Origin of the sequence: Arthrobacter sp. TB 23 (assembly GCF_000294595.1) — a bacterium.
GTDB lineage: Bacteria > Actinomycetota > Actinomycetes > Actinomycetales > Micrococcaceae > Arthrobacter_D.
The window spans coordinates 1-18,916 of the sequence record NZ_ALPM01000095.1 but is presented as its reverse complement, the minus strand read 5'-3'; the positions used below and the strand labels follow the sequence as shown (position 1 = coordinate 18,916).

Sequence of the window (18,916 nt, the reverse complement as noted above, 5' to 3'; positions counted from 1 at the left end):
GATCATCGGCCCGCGAAGGCCCCGGCCGTGTCTGTTTCTCCGACGTCGGCTGAAACTCGGGCCGCGATGGGCGGACCCTTTGGCGTCGTCTGGGTCGGTCAACTGCACAGAGAATGTTGAACTGTCCCGCATGTACTGACTGTAAACCCATTGGGCCCCAATGCAAGGTTTTGGTGGGCCAACCGGGCCCTTAAATACGAGCGGTGCCTAAAACAGGATCGGAATGGGACGCAGCGGGTCCGTTGAGCCGAGTCAACGCCGCGCTGACCTGCGCCATGATCCCCGCCTTTGAAAGGCCGAGCGGGTAGGCTGACTAGTCGTGGGATCCCTTCGAACTTGTTCACGCTCTGCCTGTGAGCGCGCCGCCGTCGCGACGCTCACCTTCGTGTACTCCGATTCCACCGCGGTCCTTGGTCCACTGGCCACCTACGCTGAACCCCATTGTTACGATCTGTGTACCTCCCACGCCGAACGACTGACCGTTCCCCGGGGCTGGGAAGTAGTCAGACTCGCCCTGCCATCGACGCCGCAGGAACCCCACCCCGACGACCTCGTTGCCCTCGTCAACGCCGTCCGTGAAGCTGCCACCGACCGCAACCAGGACACTGGCCCCGTGATCCGCGGCAACAAGGGAACCCTTGAACCACCCGCTGGCGCAGCCGGCGCACGACGCGGGCACCTGCGCATCCTCCGCGAACAGTAGAATCCTCGCGGACAGAAGCCGAGGCGGTCCCGGGGCAAATCACGGTTCTGCCTCCGCCACGCCCGCGATAAGCTTGTTTCATGAGCCCCATATCGCCTGATCTGCTTGCTGTGGTCCGCTGTCCCGTCACTGGTTCAGCGCTGGTTGAAGAAGGGGAGTTCCTGGTTTCCTCTGTGACCGACAGCACAGGAAACCCGGTGCAATACAGCATCGACGAGGGCATCCCTGTGCTCCTCCGCCCCGAACTACTAGTAGCAGCCACCGAGGCCGGCTCCGACGAGCACGACGGGCCAGTCGCAAATTAGTCCCAGTGCAGCACCAACGAACAGGAATGCGCCACACCATGACCTTTGACTTCAAAGTTGCCGACCTCTCACTCGCCGAAGCGGGGCGCCACCAGATCCGCCTGGCCGAGCATGAAATGCCAGGACTCATGGCTTTGCGCCGTGAATTCGGTGACAGCCAGCCGCTCAAAGGCGCACGCATCGCCGGCTCCCTGCACATGACGGTTCAGACCGCAGTGCTCATTGAAACCCTCACCGCGCTCGGCGCCGAGGTCCGGTGGGCCTCGTGCAACATTTTCTCCACCCAGGACGAAGCTGCCGCGGCGATAGTCGTTGGCTCGGGCACAGCAGACCAGCCCGCCGGGGTACCGGTCTTCGCCTGGAAAAACGAGACCCTCGAGGAGTACTGGTGGACCACCACCCAGATCCTCAGCTGGCCGGGCGAGCAAGGCCCCAATATGATCCTCGATGACGGCGGCGACGCCACACTGCTGGTGCACAAGGGCGTTGAGTTCGAGGCAGTCGGTGAGGTTCCCGCCGGACCGTCCGAGGATGACATTGACTACTCCCACGAATTCTCGGTCGTCCTGGACGTCCTGCGCGGCACCCTCGCCGATGACCCGCAGAAATGGACCCGGATCGCAGCAGACATCAAGGGTGTGACGGAAGAGACCACCACTGGCGTGATGCGGCTTTACCAGCTGGCACAGCAGGACAAGCTGCTGTTCCCGGCCATCAACGTCAACGACTCGGTCACTAAATCCAAGTTCGACAACAAGTACGGCATTCGGCATTCCCTACCCGACGGTCTCAACCGTGCGACCGACGTCCTCATCGGAGGAAAGGTCGTCGTCGTGTGCGGGTACGGAGACGTTGGAAAGGGTGCCGCTGAGGCACTCCGTGGCCAGGGTGGACGAGTCATCGTCACCGAGATCGACCCGATCTGCGCGCTTCAGGCCGCGATGGACGGATACCAAGTGGCCCGGCTCGAGACGGTGCTGGCACAGGGTGACATTTTCATCACCACGACCGGCAACAAGGACGTCATCATGGCGCACCACATGGCCGGAATGAAGCACCAGGCCATCGTTGGAAACATTGGCCACTTCGACAACGAGATCGACATTGCGGGTCTGGCGAAAACCCCCGGCATCCGCAAGGTCGAGATCAAGCCTCAGGTGCACGAATGGGTCTTCCCGGCCGATGAGGCGACCGGCGCGGCCGAGCACACCATCATCATGCTGTCCGAGGGCAGGCTGCTGAATCTGGGCAATGCCACCGGGCATCCCTCCTTCGTGATGAGCAACTCGTTCGCCAACCAGACCATCGCCCAGATCGAACTGTTCACCAAATGGAAGCAAAACGATCTCGAGGGAAACCGCGAGTACGCCAACCAGGTGTATGTCCTGCCCAAGATCCTCGATGAGAAGGTGGCCCGGCTGCACCTCGACGCGATCGGCGTCGAGCTAACGGAGCTCACTAAAAGCCAGGCAGAATACCTCGACATCGAGGCATCGGGTCCTTACAAATCGGATCACTACCGCTACTAGCCGCTGGCTTGACGTGGCTGTGACCTAGAGCTTGGCCAAAAATGGCTGCCCCACACCGTAAAATCGGTGGTGGGGTGGCCATTTTTCAGCAGGATTGTGGGTAGGACAAGATGACTGAAGATCAGCAGGGTATGAGCAGGAGCCGAAAAGGGTGGGTCATCGGTGGGGTGGCGGTGACGGCTGTCCTGATCGCCGTCGGCGCCGCAGTAGCTGTCGCCCCCAACTGGGCCGGGACCGAAAACGTGCCAGCCGCAACCTCCTCACCGAACGCAACCTCCTCACCGAACGCCACCGTGCCCGAGGCGACGCCGTCCCCAACACCCACGGTGGCGACAGCATTTGAGTTCGGGGCGACTCCCGCCGATAACGCCGAAGAGGTCAATCCGATCGCGGTGCCCGAAATCCGGGTTGAAAACGCGGTCATCGAAAGCGTGACGCTCCGTTCAGCAGACGGCGGGCAGCCAGTTGAAGGCACACTCAGCGACGGCGATTCGGTGTGGACGGCCAGCGAGCGACTCGAGTTCGCCACCACCTACGACTTCGACTTTGTGCTGGCCGACGCCGCTGGGAATACAGCCACCGAATCGCAAAGCTTCACTACCGTGATGCCCGCCAACGAAGCCGATGCGGGTATCTACCCGTTGGATGGCACCACCGTGGGAACGGGCCAGCCAATCGAGATCAACTTCAGCGAGCCGGTGATTAATCGTGACGACGTGGAGTCAGCGATCACCATTACGAGCTCCAGCGGCCAGGCCGGGGCCTTCCATTGGCTCAGCGACACCAAAGTGCGTTACCGCGCCGAAGAGTTCTGGGCACCCAACAGCACCATCACCGTCGACATGAATCTGTTTGGGGTGGACTACGGCAACGGCATGATCGGTAACTTTGATAACCAGATGACCATCAATACCCACAACACCAAACTGGCGGTCGTCGACAACGAGACCAAGATGATGGACGTCTATATTGATGGGGCCCTGACCCGAAGCTTCCCCATCACTCTCGGAACGGAGGACTGGCCGTCGACGATCGGCTACCACGTGGTGATGGAGCAGTATGAATCCACTAAATTCACCGCCGAGTCAATTGGGCTGGAGCCCGGGGACGACGCCTACTATGAGCCCACAGTCGTCAATCATGCAAGCCGGATCTCCAACGGCGGTGCTTTCGTGCACGAAGCGTTGCCGGCCGCCCAGGTCGCACTGGGTAACATCAACGTCTCCCACGGGTGCATCGGAATGTCTCCTGAGGGAGCCAAGTACTTCTACGACACCTTCGGCCCAGGTGACGTCGTTCAGATCAAGAACACCGGCTACGGCCCGATGTTCATCTGGGACGGCTTCGGCGACTGGAACACCCCCTGGAGTGAATACAGCAACCAGCCATAACCATCGGGGTCCTAGCACGCCTGACGGATTACTGGCTGAACGGCAGCCGGTGTAGCCGCTCGGCAGCCTTGGCGGTGCGTGCACGCTGCCGCATCAGCCTTCCGAGGTCCCGCTCCCGACGTTCGGCGAGGACCGCGTTGAGGAAGTCCTCGGGGTGGGTGCCTGCGGGGGGTAGCGGAGCGACGTAAACGGACACCTCGGTTGCCAGCTCGGTTGCCAGCGTCTGTCGCGCCATCAGGGTAAGGCGGGGTGCCTGGCCGATGAATGCCGCTACCCGCCGTGCCAGGGGATCCGGAAGTTGAAGAAGATCCGCGGTGGCAAGCCAGCCCGCGAGATGCGGGGGAGTTACAGCCCGGGTCCGGGGTTTCTCCACCACCCGTTCATGCATGGAGTAGGTGCCCGCCAGCAGGTCACCCAGCCGCTTCGAGCGCTCATTGAACACCGCTACCAGGAATGCCAGGGAACCCACCAGCAGGTAGATTTCGAGGACGGCGAGCATCCCGCGAATGAAGGCATGCCGGAATCGGATGGCGCCGCCGTCGTCGCGCACTATCCTCAGCCCCATGACCAGTCGGCCCAGCGATTTGCCCCTGGTCAGGGTCTCGATGGTCACCGGGACCACGAGCACGACGAAGATGACCAGGACCAGGACCAGCGCCTGGCTCAACGCTGGGTCAAGCGAACCCCCCAAGGTGCCGCTGACTCCCAGAATGATCGCCAGGGCCAGAAGGGCCTGGGCGATGATGTCGATGAGCAGGCTGATGCTGCGTGCGCCGAAGGACGCGGGCCGCAACTCCAGGACTACTGCCTCACCTGTCACCACCGAACTCATTGCACATCTCCCTGGTCGACCGGGCCCCGGTGGGCCCTTCATCCTGAAGCTTATCGGCCGCGGCCCGGCTAAGCTGAAAGGGTGGACGTTGATGCTTTCGTTGAGGTGAACCGCCCGGATTGGGAGCGGCTTGATGAGCTGGTCCGCCGGCGGAAGCTGTCGGGGGCCGAGGCCGATGAACTGCTGGTGCTCTATCAACGCACCTCGACCCACCTGTCGATGATCAGGTCAATCGCCCCCGAGAGTGCCCTGTCGGGCGCCTTGTCAATGCGGCTGTCCCGAGCTCGGACCCGATTCACCGGCGCCCGCTCCAACTTTATGGAAGACGTCGCAGGTTTCTTCGTCGTCTCCCTCCCCGCGGCCTTCTACCGGGTGCGGTGGCTGACCGTCGTCGTCGGCGTGCTCTTCATCGGGGTGGCCTGGCTGTACGGTGCCTGGGTGGCTAATACCCCGGGAGTCATCGCGGCGATGGGCGGCGACGAGTTCGCTGAGCAGTACGTCCAGGAAGATTTCGTCAACTACTACTTCGAGAACCCTGCGGCATCCTTCGCGGGCCTCGTGTGGACCAACAACGCCTGGATTGCGTTGCAGGCGGTGGCCTTCGGGGTGACTGGCGTCTGGGGGCCGTGGATCCTGTATCAGAATGCCCAGGGCGTCGGCATGGCTGGTGGCACCATGGCTGCCTACGGTGAATTGGACACGTTCTTCATCTACATCCTGCCCCACGGCTTTATGGAGCTGACGGCCATCTTCATCGCAGCCGCGGCAGGGTTGCGCATCTTCTGGTCCTGGGTGTCGCCGGGGTCCAGGACCAGGGCCAACGCGCTCGCGGAGGAAGGCCGATCGCTCATCACCGTTGCGCTTGGCCTGGTGCTCGTTCTTTTCATTTCCGGGCTGGTGGAGGGGTTCGTTACGCCCAGCCCGCTCCCCGCCTGGCTGCGGATCAGCATTGGGTTCCTGGTGTTCGCCAGCTACTGGGCCTATACGCTGCTGCTGGGACGCCGGGCGGTGAATGCCGGATATACCGGGGATCTTTCGAGCCTTGACCGGGGCGAAACGGTTCGCACTGCCTGATTTGTTGGTGCTGGCAGGTCCAGGACTTTGGTCAGCTGCCCGACGTCGGACCGGCCTCCACAGGATCCGAGGGGCGCGGCGGTACGCTCGTTCGTAAGTACTTGCGCAATTTCTAGGAGATAACCCAGTGGCTGAAAACGACGAGACCAAGCAGCACACTGAAGCTGACGTGCCAGCCGGGGAGTCCGCCCCGGCGACGACAGCGATTCCGGTGGAACCGGCTGGTGAATCGGTCATTGCTCAACGGAGTTCACTACCGATGCGCAGGGCGAGCACGATGCCGGATCTCAGCCGCTTCGACGACACGGAGCCGGCCAAGGGTGCAGGTGTGACAGGCCCCGCTGCGGCAGCAACTGCCGAACAGAGCGACCCGGAGCCGGCCAGTGATTCAGTCGGTGACAGCCCCGCGCCCAGGAGCTCCGTGTCGGACCAGCCTGAGTCCAGCAGCTCCGCGACCAGCGGTACCGTCGACGATCCCGCGCCTGACACTGCGGCTCTGTCGGCCCGTCCGTCTGAGGAAGAAGCGAAACGTCGGGCCGCCGAACGGGATGAAGCATTCACCAGCAAACCCGTCATGGCGCGGGTATTCCAGGTCCTGATCGCCGGGTTCTTCCCGATCATGCTCCTCGCGGCGGCGATCCGGGCGGTCACCTCACCTCTCTTCCTCTGGGTGGAGTACCACCGGCCGGGCTTCCCGGCCGACAGCTTCGGCTTCAGCACCGACGACCGAATGACCTATGGGTCGTACACCGTCGACTACATCCTCAACTGGGCGTCGCCGCGCTACCTCGGAGAGCTGGTCAATTCCGACGGCGACCAGCTTTTCCTGGACAGCGAGGTGGGGCACATGCTCGACGTCAAGGTGGTCCTGGTGATCAGCTTCGCCGTCGCGCTCGCGATGTTCGTCTTCACCATCGCCGCCTGCTGGTACCTGGCGCGCACCTATCCCGGCGGTGTCCGCAGAGGCCTGTTCGCCGGGGCCCTCACAACCCTGATCCTGATGATTGCACTCACCGTGACTGCCATCCTCGGCTGGCAGACCTTCTTCACCCAGGTCCACGCCCTGTTCTTCGCCGACGGCACCTGGACCTTCAGGGCCGACGACACCCTTATCCGGCTCTTCCCGGCACAGTTCTGGATGGACGCAGCAATCACCGTCGCGGCGCTCGTCCTCATCGTCACGGTGGTCACCCTCGTGCTCACCTGGCCCACAAAGGGCCGACGCGACAGGTCGCGGCTCGCAGGTGAGGCCGCCCAGCAGCGTCGCCTGGATTCGTTGGCGCTCTAGCGAGCCAGTCCACCGCTGAGAAGCGAGATGTGGTGGGCTGGTGGTTCCCCAGGTCGCCAGAGCTAACCCTTCAGCGGTTTGGCGGAGGTTGACGGGTTCGAGGCCGGAACGGCGCGGGCTGAACGCCACACGCAATCAGCCCCTTGATGAGGATCAGATCCAGCTGGGCATCCACATGCGAAGCCGCCACTGGTCATAGGGGATGAGCTCGGCCGTCCAGATCGGCAGGAAATAGGCGGAGAGCAGCACGGCCGCCGCCACGAACCCGCCGACCAGCATCAGGCCCGTCCGGCGGCGCGCGGGAGGGGCCCAGGAACGGCCGAGGATCAGGCCCAGGCAGTAGACGAGGGCCAGGATGAGGAAGGGCTGAAAGGCGATGGCGTAGAAAAAGAAGGTGGTCCGTTCCGGGTAGAGGAACCATGGCAGATACCCTGCCGCGACACCGGCGAGGATAGCGCCAGCGCGCCAATCCCGCCGTCCCACCCAGAAGAAGATCAGCACGATGAGGGCGATTGCCGCGGACCACCAGATCAGTGGGTTGCCTACTGAAGTTACCGCACGGGAGCAAGCCTCGACTGCGCACCCCTGGTCGACACCCAAATCACCCTTGTAGTAGAAGGACACTGGTCGGCCCATCACCAACCAGGACCAGGGAGTGGACTCGTACGGGTGTTCGGAGCCGAGACCCTCATGGAAGGTATACGCCGCCCGGTGGTAGTCGGCGAGCGACCGGATCGACGCCGGGAGCCACTCCCACGCTGGGGCTGGGTGGTCTGCTGCCCACTGGCGGTTGTACGCGTCGGAGGACAGGAACCAACCGGTCCACGTGGCCAGATAGGTCAGGGCAGCGAGCGGTACGAGTGAGGTAAAAGCCTGAACCCCGTCCCTTAGGACAGCGCCGGTAATCCACCGCTGCACCCCGACAACCCTGCGGGCGTTCATGTCCCAGAGCACGGTCATCAGGCCGAACACCGCGATATACGGGATTGCTGACCACTTGGTGCCCAGGGCCAGGCCAAGACTGAGACCAGCCACAATCCGCCAGGGTCGCAGCCCGAGCCACGGACCGTACAGCAAGTCGGCGGCCGACGGTCGAGCGCCGCCCGGGGCCGCAGCCGCCAGCACCGACAGCTTCGCCGCTAGTTTCCGGCGTGCGTGGTCCCGGTCCAGCAGCAGCGCGCCAAACGCTACCACCAGCCAGAACATCAGGAACACATCAAGGAGTGACGTCCGGGAATGCACCAGGTGATGCCCGTCGACGGCGGTGAGCAAGCCGGCAGCTGCACCGAGGATCGGGGAACCGAAAAGCCGCTGAGCGATGAGAGCGATGAAAAGTATGGACAGCGTGCCCACCACAGCGGCGGAGAAACGCCAGCCAAGCGGGTTATCACTACCGAAAAGGAGCATCCCCATGGCGATCATCCACTTGCCCACCGGTGGATGCACCACATAGTCGGGGGTGCCCAGGATGACCCCGGTATTGCCGCTGTTGAAGTCGGCGTCGGGGTCCTCGGGCCATTCCCGCTCGTACCCGGACAGCAGGTAGGAGTAGGCGTCCTTGACGTAGTACGTTTCGTCGAAGACCAGGGTCTCAGGTTCGCCAAGTCTGACGAACCGGAGCAACCCACCGATCACCATGACGGTCAGCGGTAGGAGCCACGCAAGAATTCCCATCGGGAGGCGCTCGCCGAGTAGCCGACGTCGCAGCACCACCGCGTCATAGGCGGTGCGCGGAGAGTGAACCCAGCCGTGAGCCGCCGGAACCCCGGCAGCCGACGGCGGGGAAACGGCGGTATGGCTCACCTTGCTTATGCTACCGCCAGGGTGGGCCAGCGGCGCTGGCGCTGCGGGTCTACGCTGGAACGGTGAATACCACTGGCAACACCCACGATGATAGCGACGCTTCGCCCCTGGAATCCGACGCGATCTCCTCTGACGAGGACGCATCCGAAGAATTCGAGACAGCGGCGGATTTCGCCGCACAGGGCACTCCCGACGGCGGCCGGATTGTCCTTGCCGCAACCCCGATCGGGAACGCGAACGACGCGTCAGCACGTCTGGTCTCGCTGCTGCAAACTGCTGACATTGTCGCCGCCGAGGACACCAGGCGGCTGCAACGGCTGCTGAGGGCACTTGAGATCAGGGTGCAGGGCAGGATTGTCAGCTATCACGAGCACAACGAGGTGGCCCGGACGGCTGAATTGCTGGAACAGGTGGCGGGCGGAAAGACCCTGCTCATGGTCACCGACGCCGGGATGCCGTCAGTTTCCGATCCCGGGTATCGGCTGGTGGAGGCCGCGATTGCCGACGGCGTCGAGGTCACCATGGCTCCGGGCCCGTCAGCAGTGCTGACCGCGCTTGCCCTGTCAGGGCTCCCGACGGACCGATTCTGTTTTGAAGGATTCTTGCCGCGCAAGACGGGGGAGCGGAACTCGCGCCTGGCTGAGCTCGCTGACGAACGGCGGACCATGGTGTTCTTCGAGGCACCCCACCGCCTCGAGGTGATGTTGAGGTCGCTGCACCAGGTCCTGGGGGCGGACCGCCCGGCGGCGGTGGCGCGGGAGCTCACCAAACGTTATGAGCAGGTGCTCAGGGGCCCACTAGCTGAGCTGCTGGACTGGGCGGAAACCACTGAGGTCAGGGGCGAGATCGCCGTCGTCGTCGGTGGCGCACCACCGGCCGCACCCGCCAACCCGGCGGACCGGGTGGCCGCAGTAGCCGCTCTGGTGGATGAGGGGATCCGGTTGAAGGATGCCGTGGCGGCAGTCGCCGAGGAATCGCGGATCAGTAAGCGGGAGCTCTACGCTGCCGTGATCGCCGCGCGCTGATCGCCGCGCGCTGATCGCCGCGTCATGACCGGGGTCTGCCGCTACCCACCTGGATATCGTTGTGCATCTGGACAGCGCAGGACGGGTGACGCCGTGCAGGCTGGCATGGACAGGCCTCCAATCCCGGGTCTAGCGTGGTGCTGGACGGCCAACGCGCCGATTTCTCGCGATTCCCACCCCGCAAACCCTCTTGGAGGCACCGACTATGGCAGTTACCACCCAGCGTGAGCAGGAACTTTTGGCCCAGGTTCCCACCGGCCTGCTGATTGGCGGTAGCTGGCGGGACGCCTCGACCGGGAAGACCTTCGACATCGAGGATCCGGCCACCGGGAAGATCCTCAAAACCATCGCTGACGCCAGCCCCGCCGATGGCATGGCGGCCCTGGACGCGGCCGCCGCCGCGCAGGAGAGCTGGGCTCGTACCGCCCCCCGTGAACGGGGTGAAATCCTGCGGCGTGCCTTTGAGCTGGTTACCGCCCGCGCGGATGACTTCGCGCTCTTGATGACCATGGAAATGGGGAAGCCCCTCGCAGAGGCACGCGGCGAAGTGACCTACGGCGCGGAATTCCTGCGCTGGTTCTCTGAGGAAGCGGTGCGCGCGACGGGCCGGTACTCCACCTCACCCGACGGCAAGACCCGGATCCTGGTGAACAAGAAGCCCGTCGGTCCGTGCCTGTTGATTACGCCGTGGAACTTCCCGCTGGCGATGGCTACCCGCAAAATCGCGCCGGCCATCGCCGCCGGCTGCACCATGGTGCTCAAGCCCGCCAACCTGACACCGCTCACGTCGTCGTTGTTCGCCGCAGTTCTCGAAGAGGCTGGCCTGCCCAAGGGCGTGCTCAACGTTGTCCACACCTCCGACGCCCAGGGCGTCACCGGGCCGCTGATCGACGACAGCCGCCTCCGCAAGCTGTCCTTCACCGGGTCGACCCCGGTGGGCCGCAACCTGCTGGCCGCAGCGGCGAAGAACGTGCTGCGCACGTCGATGGAGCTCGGCGGCAACGCCCCATTCGTGGTCTTCGAAGACGCTGACGTCGACGCCGCAGTGGCGGGCGCGATGCTCGCGAAGCTTCGCAACATGGGAGAAGCCTGCACCGCAGCCAACCGGTTCATCGTCCACGAATCGGTGGCGGCTGAGTTCGCCGAGAAGTTCGCTGCGAAGATGAAGACGCTCGAAACGTCCCGCGGCACCGAGGAAACCTCGACGCTCGGCCCGCTCATCGATGAGAAGAGCCGCACCAAGGTGCACGAACTGGTCACTTCAGCACTCGACGACGGAGCCACCTGCCTCGTCGGTGGCGCGCCGGTGGACGGCCCAGGGTACTTCTACCAGGCGACCGTCCTGACCGATGTGGCACCGGGATCGCGGATCCTGCAGGAAGAGATCTTCGGTCCCGTCGCGCCAATCATCACCTTCGCCTCGGAGGACGAGGCAGTCCGGCTAGCCAATGACACCGAGTACGGACTGGTTGCCTATGTGTTCACCCGCGATCTGAACCGCAGCTTGCGCATCGGTGAGCGGCTCGACGTCGGGATGCTCGGCCTGAACGCTGGCGTGGTGTCCAACGCCGCGGCGCCGTTTGGGGGAGTGAAGCAGTCCGGGCTGGGCCGTGAGGGTGGTTCCGAGGGGATCGAGGAGTACCTCTACACCCAGTACGTCGGCATCGCTGACCCCACCGCTTCCTGACGACTCGCTGAGGTCATGGTCAGGAGTCGTTGGAGAGGGACCTGGGCAGCCACCGAGCCCTGAACCGCACGGTGCGGCTGCTGCGTTCCCGGAGGGACCGGACGACGGACTCGATGTCCTCCCACCCGGCGTGCACGAGGTGGTCCGGGTGGGCGTACTCCTCAGTCTCGTAGGCGCAGCTGAGCCGAGCCAGGGCGGTCGCCGCCGCATCATCAATCCTGGTGCTGGCCGCTAGCCGGGTAGCGAAGGTTCGGGGGGTGTCGGTGGGCAGCGCAGGGTGGCCATAGTCGGCCGCAAGGTCGGTGGCTTCGGCCCAGGCCAGTGTTGCTGCCCCCCTGGATCCTACGGCCGCGTTGAACTTGCGACGGCGATTCCGGCTGCGCAGGGTGCGCAACAGGAACGGCACGATGAGCAGGAGTGCAGCGACCACCAGTGCCGCTGTGATCAGAGCCGAGGTCTCCCTCGCCCGGTCAGGATCGGCTTCTCCGGCAGGCTGGCCGTCGGCGCCCATCGGGGGATCCACTGGCGTGCCCGGTTCGAGCGGCGGATTGCCCCCCGGCGTCAGGTCGTCGGTATTCGGCACCGGCGATCCGGGGGCAAAGGCCGTCTGCGCGTAGTCGGGAACCACGCCGCGGGAGGGTGTGGGCTCGAATTTCACCCAGCCGACGCCGTCGAAATAGAGCTCAGGCCACGCATGGGCGTCCTGGGAGGTCACCGTAAACTCGGTCAGCTCAAGCCCGTCGGGGCCCTGCACCGATCCTCCGGTCGCATCGCCGGGCGCATAGCCGACAGCCACTCTGCTGGGAATGCCCGCCAGACGGGCCATCACCGCCATTGCACCGGCATAGTGGACGCAGTACCCGGACCGGGATTCGAGGAAACGGGCAACGACGTCGAGGCTGTTCCCGTCATACCCGCCGTCGACCGGGGCGTCGACCGAATAGGTGAAGGCTGGTCCCCGCAGATAGTTCTGGATGGCCAGAGCCTGCTGATAGGGGTTGGCGATGTCGTCGGTCAGCTCCGCGGCCGTGTCCCTGATGATCCCGGGAGTGGTGTCCGGCAGGGCCAGAAACTGGGCGTCGACAGCCCCCTCGGGGACCGGGCCAATATCCTCCAGCACCTCGCGGGAAAGTTCCGGCTCAGCGCTGCGGACGTCGTACTGTTGCTGGGCGGTGGACCCGTTATCGGTGGCAATCACGCTGAGGTTCAGCGGATCCCAGGACCAGCGGCCCGAAAGGTTGGAGAAACCCACCGGAGCATAGGGGGCGAGGAGCCAGGGGCTGGTGAACGAATTAGTGGTGATCCGGGTGGTGGTGACTACTCCGGTGTCGATGGAAGCTCTCACCTCGTCGGTTCCCATGTTCTCCACCCCGGGTTCCCTGAGGCCGTACCGCTGGTCCGGTTCCCACCGCTGTCCGTCGAAGTCCTCGAGGGTGACAGCCCGGAGGTAGAGCGCATCCGGGGAGTCGGTGGCATAGGTAATCTGGCCGTAGCCAGTGGGATTCCGTAGATCATTTCCCAGGGTCACGACCGGATTTAGCCCGGTGGCGGTACCCCACAAATTGACCTTGGCACCCTGGGGGAACGCCCCCACATTGAATCCCGGAATGGCCAAGGGGACCAGCACCGTGACCGCCAGGGCCGCGGCGCCGATCGACAACCCGCGGGCCAGCCGGCCGCCCGAGGCATCGTGGGACGGACCGGCTGCCTGCTGGCTGTCCCGCCACTGGACGCAGCCGAGGATCAGAAGGAAACCCACCACCGCCGCCACGAACCCGGGAATTCCAACACTTTGTTGCCGCACGACGGCGGGAATCACCAGGACGGCGAGCAACGCCAGACCGCTGATGGCGGGCATTCTGAGGGTGGTGGCCAGCGTGTCGGTGAGAATCGCGATCAGACCCAGCCCCGCGCAGATGACCATGAAAATACCGGTCCCGGGCAATACCGGCGCCACCTGTGACACCACCGTGTTCTCGGCATGATTCAACAGGACCGCCAGCCGCCCGGCCGAGCCTTCGCCGGGGAAGACCCCGAAGACGTTCTGGGTGGGGAAGAACTGCCAGACCAGCGATCCCACGAGGGCCAGGATTCCAGCGACCGGGACCAGCGCACCCGGTAGACGGATGCTTCTGGCAACACCCATGACCAGCAGCACACCGCCAACGGTGAATGCCACCGGGTTAAGCCAGGTCCAACCCAGCACCACCGAATTCAGGTTCAGGGAGGTCAGCATGACGGCGACAAATACTGCTGCCGTCGAGACCCAATGCCGCTGGTCGGTCCGAAACCGTCGACCGGTTTGCGGCGCCAACCGCTGCGGCGAAAGCGCGGGGCGGGGCAAGGTAGAGGTCACGGTTGGCCGCCAGGCGATGTGGTCGTGGAGCGGACCGCGCCCCGCACCGTGTCAGCTTTAATAGTGCCAGCCCCGACAGTGTGAGCCCCGACAGCGCCAGCCCCGACAGTGTTAGCCCCGACAGCGCCAGCCCCGACAGTGGTCTTTGCTGTTGATGCGCTGGCCCCGACAGGGGAGTCGAAGTAGGTCCAGGCAGCTGCCAGATCGGCGGAGGGCGACACCGCCACCGCGTGCCAGCCGGCAGCACGCAGGATTTCCATTACCGGATGCAGGTCCTGGGGCCGGTCAGCGACCAGAATTGCAAACGAGGTGGACCCGTACTCGGTGGCAGCGGCCAGGTCCCGTGCCTCGGCGACGGTGATGGCGCCAAGGATAGCGATCAGGGGGCCGCGGTTCCGGTAGGAGGCGAGCTTGTCCATCATTGGGTCACCAAACGGCTGACGTCGTGCAGACGGTGCTGTGCCGGTGTTGACGGGCGATGGGCTGCGCCGCGAGTGCCGCCGGCTAGTAGTCCGTTTGGACAGATCGGGGAAGAGCTCCAGAGCGGCCAGCCCCTCCGCAACGTTATGGATCCCCGTCTGTCCTGCGTGTTCCTCGTCCTCCGGCCATGGAGCGGACACCGACGATTGCAGGGCTGGGGCGCCGGTCTCATCCACAAACCGCAGGGCATAGTTGCGTTCGAGCAGGTGCGCGGTGATGGACATCGCAGCGATGACCGCCCATTCGAAGCCCGGAGCAGATCGCAGCGACGTGCCATCATCCTCCAGGTCGGCACCGAATGCGCCGATCACCCCTGAGCTGTACCTGATCTGGCGTTGTTCGAGGATGAGGGTGGCCTCGGGCGTGGTGACCGACTCTTCCTGGCGCACCATCAACTCATTGTGTCGTGCGGTCGCTGCCCAGTGGACCCGGCGCATCGGATCGCCGGGCCGATACTCGCGGGTCATGATGTCGTCGTCGCTGGGGTTGGCGTTGCGTCGGGTTGCAGCGAAACCATCGGCGCCCCGGGCGCCGGTCAACGGCGAATGGGGCAGCTCCACCGGGGCGGGGGTGACCACCNNCCAGCCGGTCGGTGCCGCCCAGGGTATGGAGTGAGGTGCCGAGCCCAAAGGGATCGGTAAAGGCGGCGGTGACCGGTCCGACGTCGAACACGCCCCGGCCGGAGGAGCGCAGACGATACTCGTACACGCTGGCGCCCCGGGTTGGAAGACGGGACGGGTAGTGGAACTCGGGGGACTCACCGAACCGGGCGGGCAACATTTCCTGCATCACCATGCTCCCGCTGACCGGGCCGCTCGCTGCGACCGACAGGGTGACGGTCGAGGTGAAGCCCGTCTCCATGGTCTGCGGGGCGAACTTCCGCTCGACCGTGAAGCGGGGTTTGATCAGGCGCAGCATCAGGACCGACAGGAGCGGGAGGCAGATCAGCAGCACGCCAAGGTACAGCAGGTCCCGGCGGCCGAGGAACTGTGCGAACAGGAGTGCAGTCACCCCCGCGATCACCAGTCCCCAACCACGCGGCGTAAGGACCCGGGACGGCAGTCTGGCGAGCAGTTGCATCCCGCCGCCTATGCGCGAAGGTAGGAGTTCGCCGTCGTGCGTTCCACTGGAACCTTCGACAGGATGCCCGCCACCACGCTCTGGGGGGTTTCTCCCGCGCTCAGTGCCTTGCGGTCCAGGATCAACCGGTGGGATAACACTGGTTCAGCGACGGCAGCAATGTCATCGGGCAGCACAAAATCCCTGCTCTCCAATGCAGCGCCGGCCTTGGCAGCACGGAGCAACTGCAGGAGTGCGCGCGGGCTGGCGCCAAGCCGCAGCAAGTGATGGTCCCGGGTCGCCTGACCGATCGCCACCGTGTAATCGCGCACCGTGGGAGAGACATAGACCCGGCGCACCTGTTCCATCATCGCGGCAACGTCCGCCACATTCGCCACGGGACGGACCGCTTCCAGCGGAGAGATGGACTGGTGGTTCTGAAGCATCTGCAATTCGGCGCTGCGGTCCGGGTAGCCCATTGAGATACGGGCCATAAACCGGTCCCGTTGCGCCTCGGGCAACGGGTAGGTCCCCTCCATCTCGATCGGATTCTGGGTTGCCACCACCATGAAGGGTTCACCCAGCCGGTAAGTCCCACCATCAACAGTGACCTGGTGCTCTTCCATACATTCGAGGAGGGCTGACTGTGTCTTCGCTGAGGCGCGGTTGATCTCGTCACCGATCACGATGTTGGCGAAAACGGGACCCCGCCGGAACTCGAACCGGTGGGTGTCCTGGTTATAGATCGACACCCCAGAGACATCGGACGGCAGCAGGTCCGGCGTGAACTGGATCCGGTTGACTGAGCAATCGATGGTGCGGGCCAGTGTTTTCGCCAACATGGTTTTACCCACTCCGGGCACGTCCTCCAGCAACAGATGACCCTGGGCCAGCAACACGGTCAGCGCCAGCCGCGCCGCGGCGGGCTTGCCGTCAATAACCGTGTTGATCGATCCCAGGATCTGGCCAGCGGTTTCGTCGAAACGCTGCGCGGTCATCGCTGGAGCATCGCCCAAGGTGGGGGAGTCCTCCCTCCCGGTCCTGCCATTGGGTGAGACGTACTGGTTGTGGGCGTCCATGCGAACCTTCCGCGTACACTGCACGCCAACGTGCAGTTGAGTCGGCCAGCCCTGGTCAGTCACCCCGGCGGTTGTTCGGTCCGTGGAGTACGCAGCAACTGCTTTGTTACAGATTACTAGGACAACTTGGTGTCGTGGAGATAAGTTCCTCAGCCAATGTGCCGGTGGCTAGGGTTGGACTATGCCTTCTACAGCTATTCCTCCGGCCTACCGCCCCGTCTCACCCAGTCCAACCGCCGACGGCGACGCTCCGGTTGGTGCCGGTCGCGAAGACAAGCGGAGCTACCCGCCAGCGCCCGAACCCTTGCCGGTGCCGGTGATGGACAATCACACCCACCTGGACTTCCGCAGCGGTCTCCCGTTGGTCAGCGTCGCAGCAGCTCTTGATGCTGCTGCCGCTGTGGGCGTGTGCGGCGCAGTGCAGGTGGGGTGCGATCTCGAGTCATCACGATTCACTGTTCAGGCCATCGATCAGGAACCCCGCCTGCTGGGGGCGGTAGCGATTCACCCCAACGATGCCCCGCTGCTCGCGGAGCGCGGAGGCCTCGACGCCGCGCTCGCGGAAATCGAAGAATTGGCTACTCATCCCCGGGTGCGGGCCATTGGGGAGACCGGCCTGGACTACTACCGGACTCCCGCTGCGGGGATCGACAGCCAGCAATATTCTTTTCGACGGCACCTCGATATCGCCAAACGGCTGGATCTCACGCTCCAGATCCATGACCGGGACGCACACGACGACGTCGTTTCCACCCTTCGCAGTGAGGGTGCGCCGGACCGGGTGGTCTTCCATTGCTTCTCCGGTGGCGCCGATCTCGCCAGAATCTGCAACGACGCCGGGTGGTACATGTCCTTCGCCGGGACGGTGACCTTCAAAAATGCAGACAATCTCAGGGAAGCGCTGCGTATTGCCGATCCGGCGCTGGTGCTGACCGAAACTGACGCTCCGTTCCTGACGCCGCACCCGTTCCGCGGCCGGCCAAACGCACCGTATCTGGTGCCCTACACGGTCAGAGGGATGGCGGATGTGCTTGACGCCGACCTGGCGACACTGTGCCAGTCGATCGCAGATAACACCCGGCGGGTGTATGGAGAGTGGGAGCTCGGCTAACCAGTGTGGGACTGGCCCGACTTGCCCGTTTATCTCATTTCGGTTACGGTGAGCATTTATTAGCCGGGGTCGGGGAAGGCTTTCCGTCTAATACAGTTCTTTTGCGGGATTGGCTGGTCGCTGCCGTTCGGGCGACCAGATCTCCCGCCACTAGTGCATGCCTTCACGGCAGTGACGTACCCGGGCCACCGGTGTGCCAATTTACTGCCGTGTTTCCCCCGTGCCCGGATGAAGTCGACCGTAAGGGACTTTGTGGCGAGCAGAAATCGTTGGATCAAGACAGCCGGCCAGGGGATAGTCATGATGTGTCTGGTGCTTGGACTCGTCGCCTTTGTTGGCAACAACAAGTCGATAGTCCTCAACATCGACGGCCAGGCAAGTACCGTTCAGACCTTTGGCGGAACCGTCGGCGAAGTGCTAGCCAACTCCAACGTCGTCGTTACCGAGAACGACCAGGTCACCCCTTCGCTGGCGGCAGCCGTCGAGGATGGTTCGGCCATCCAGATCACCAGGGCCACGGCGATCGACGTCGTACTCAACGGAGCGGACACCGTTGTTCACACCACCGGATCGACGGTAGGGGACGTAGTCAACGAGCTGGGGGTCGCCGATTCCTCAGCAATTTCAGCTGACCTCGAAACCCGCCTGACTACGCTCAGCTCCGAACTGGAAATCTCGACCCCCAAAAGCGTGACCGTGACCGTCGATGGTTCGACGGCAACCCATACATCCACCGTAAAATCGGTTCAGGACCTGTTCGACGAAGCGGAAATTGTTCTCGGTGACGAGGATCGGGTCAGCGTTCCGGTCACCTCCTCCCTCGTCGACGGCCTTGGGCTGAAAATCACCCGAGTCGACAGCGACCACCGCGAGACCGTCACCGAAAGCATCAGTTTCACCACCGACGAGGTCCACGACGACACGCTCGATGTGGGCGAGCAGCGCGTTACCAGGGCCGGTGTCGACGGCGAGCGGACCAAAATCTTCACTGCCGTGGTGATCGACGGTCGGGAGGAGAATCGCGAACTCCTCAGCGATAAAGTCACCCTCGAACCCGTGACTGAACTACTTGCCATCGGCACGCGGGAGCCGAAGCCAGAACCAGAGCCCGAGACCAAACCGGAGCCGGAGCCGGAGCGCGTGGAGGTGTCGGCACCTGCGGATGAGCCTGAGCCCGCCGGATCAAGCGGCCCC

The 18,916-nt window shown here is 64.2% G+C and carries 15 protein-coding genes; 10 read left to right on the top strand and 5 right to left on the bottom strand.

The window, feature by feature from the left end; genetic code table 11:
• The first annotated feature begins 319 nt into the window (after window positions 1-319).
• The 4 genes from B384_RS0113525 to B384_RS0113510 all read left to right on the top strand — a co-directional run bounded on the left by B384_RS0113525 (window position 320) and on the right by B384_RS0113510 (window position 3,928).
• The gene (locus B384_RS0113525; RefSeq protein WP_024476376.1) at window positions 320-703 is read left to right on the top strand and encodes a DUF3499 domain-containing protein; all 384 of its coding nucleotides are present in this window, start codon (window positions 320-322) and stop codon (window positions 701-703) included.
• A gap of 80 nt (window positions 704-783) precedes the next feature.
• A complete protein-coding gene (locus B384_RS0113520) occupies window positions 784-1,008 on the top strand; it encodes a Trm112 family protein (RefSeq protein WP_019483636.1) in 225 nt (74 codons plus the stop codon).
• A 38-nt stretch (window positions 1,009-1,046) separates the two neighbouring features.
• Window positions 1,047-2,537: an adenosylhomocysteinase gene (ahcY, locus tag B384_RS0113515; RefSeq protein WP_019483635.1), complete on the top strand. Its 1,491-nt coding sequence runs from the start codon at window positions 1,047-1,049 to the stop codon at window positions 2,535-2,537.
• A 110-nt stretch (window positions 2,538-2,647) separates the two neighbouring features.
• A complete protein-coding gene (locus tag B384_RS0113510; RefSeq protein ID WP_026041190.1) occupies window positions 2,648-3,928 on the top strand; it encodes a L,D-transpeptidase in 1,281 nt (426 codons plus the stop codon).
• A gap of 28 nt (window positions 3,929-3,956) precedes the next feature.
• Here B384_RS0113510 and B384_RS0113505 read toward each other — a convergent pair whose 3' ends face one another.
• Window positions 3,957-4,760 (bottom strand): RDD family protein, encoded by an 804-nt coding sequence (locus B384_RS0113505; RefSeq protein WP_019483633.1) that lies wholly within the window; start codon window positions 4,758-4,760, stop codon window positions 3,957-3,959.
• An 81-nt stretch (window positions 4,761-4,841) separates the two neighbouring features.
• Between B384_RS0113505 and B384_RS0113500 the strand changes: the two genes are divergently transcribed.
• Entirely contained in the window at window positions 4,842-5,834 is a 993-nt protein-coding gene (locus B384_RS0113500) for a stage II sporulation protein M (RefSeq protein ID WP_019483632.1), read from the top strand.
• A 127-nt stretch (window positions 5,835-5,961) separates the two neighbouring features.
• Entirely contained in the window at window positions 5,962-7,122 is a 1,161-nt protein-coding gene (locus B384_RS0113495; protein ID WP_019483631.1) for a TIGR01906 family membrane protein, read from the top strand.
• Between the two features lie 153 nt (window positions 7,123-7,275).
• Here B384_RS0113495 and B384_RS0113490 read toward each other — a convergent pair whose 3' ends face one another.
• On the bottom strand, window positions 7,276-8,796 hold the full coding sequence (locus tag B384_RS0113490; protein ID WP_019483630.1) for a phospholipid carrier-dependent glycosyltransferase: 1,521 nt from the start codon (window positions 8,794-8,796) through the stop codon (window positions 7,276-7,278).
• Window positions 8,797-9,047: 251 nt separating this feature from the next.
• On the opposite strand from B384_RS0113490, the gene rsmI reads away from it, so the two are divergent.
• Together rsmI and B384_RS0113480 are read left to right on the top strand one after the other, a co-directional pair.
• On the top strand, window positions 9,048-9,950 hold the full coding sequence (gene rsmI / locus B384_RS0113485) for a 16S rRNA (cytidine(1402)-2'-O)-methyltransferase (protein ID WP_116778952.1): 903 nt from the start codon (window positions 9,048-9,050) through the stop codon (window positions 9,948-9,950).
• A 205-nt stretch (window positions 9,951-10,155) separates the two neighbouring features.
• Window positions 10,156-11,637 carry an NAD-dependent succinate-semialdehyde dehydrogenase gene (locus B384_RS0113480; protein ID WP_019483628.1) on the top strand — a complete coding sequence of 494 codons (1,482 nt, stop codon included), beginning with the start codon at window positions 10,156-10,158 and terminating at the stop codon, window positions 11,635-11,637.
• 19 nt (window positions 11,638-11,656) lie between these two features.
• Here B384_RS0113480 and B384_RS18945 read toward each other — a convergent pair whose 3' ends face one another.
• The 3 genes from B384_RS18945 to B384_RS0113465 form a co-directional block, all read right to left on the bottom strand.
• On the bottom strand, window positions 11,657-13,993 hold the full coding sequence (locus tag B384_RS18945; protein ID WP_116778942.1) for a transglutaminase TgpA family protein: 2,337 nt from the start codon (window positions 13,991-13,993) through the stop codon (window positions 11,657-11,659).
• Window positions 13,990-15,033, bottom strand: coding sequence for a DUF58 domain-containing protein (locus B384_RS18940; RefSeq protein WP_156809104.1), 1,044 nt, complete (start codon window positions 15,031-15,033; stop codon window positions 13,990-13,992). The genes B384_RS18945 and B384_RS18940 overlap by 4 nt, the downstream gene beginning before the upstream one ends.
• A gap of 528 nt (window positions 15,034-15,561) precedes the next feature.
• The gene (locus B384_RS0113465) at window positions 15,562-16,530 is read right to left on the bottom strand and encodes an AAA family ATPase (protein ID WP_237715316.1); all 969 of its coding nucleotides are present in this window, start codon (window positions 16,528-16,530) and stop codon (window positions 15,562-15,564) included.
• A 262-nt stretch (window positions 16,531-16,792) separates the two neighbouring features.
• On the opposite strand from B384_RS0113465, the gene B384_RS0113460 reads away from it, so the two are divergent.
• Both B384_RS0113460 and B384_RS18935 read left to right on the top strand, forming a co-directional pair.
• Window positions 16,793-17,722 (top strand): TatD family hydrolase, encoded by a 930-nt coding sequence (locus B384_RS0113460; protein ID WP_024476886.1) that lies wholly within the window; start codon window positions 16,793-16,795, stop codon window positions 17,720-17,722.
• A gap of 252 nt (window positions 17,723-17,974) precedes the next feature.
• Window positions 17,975-18,916, top strand: a 942-nt coding sequence (locus tag B384_RS18935; RefSeq protein WP_192813094.1) for a ubiquitin-like domain-containing protein, incomplete at its 3' end; no start/stop codon positions are given.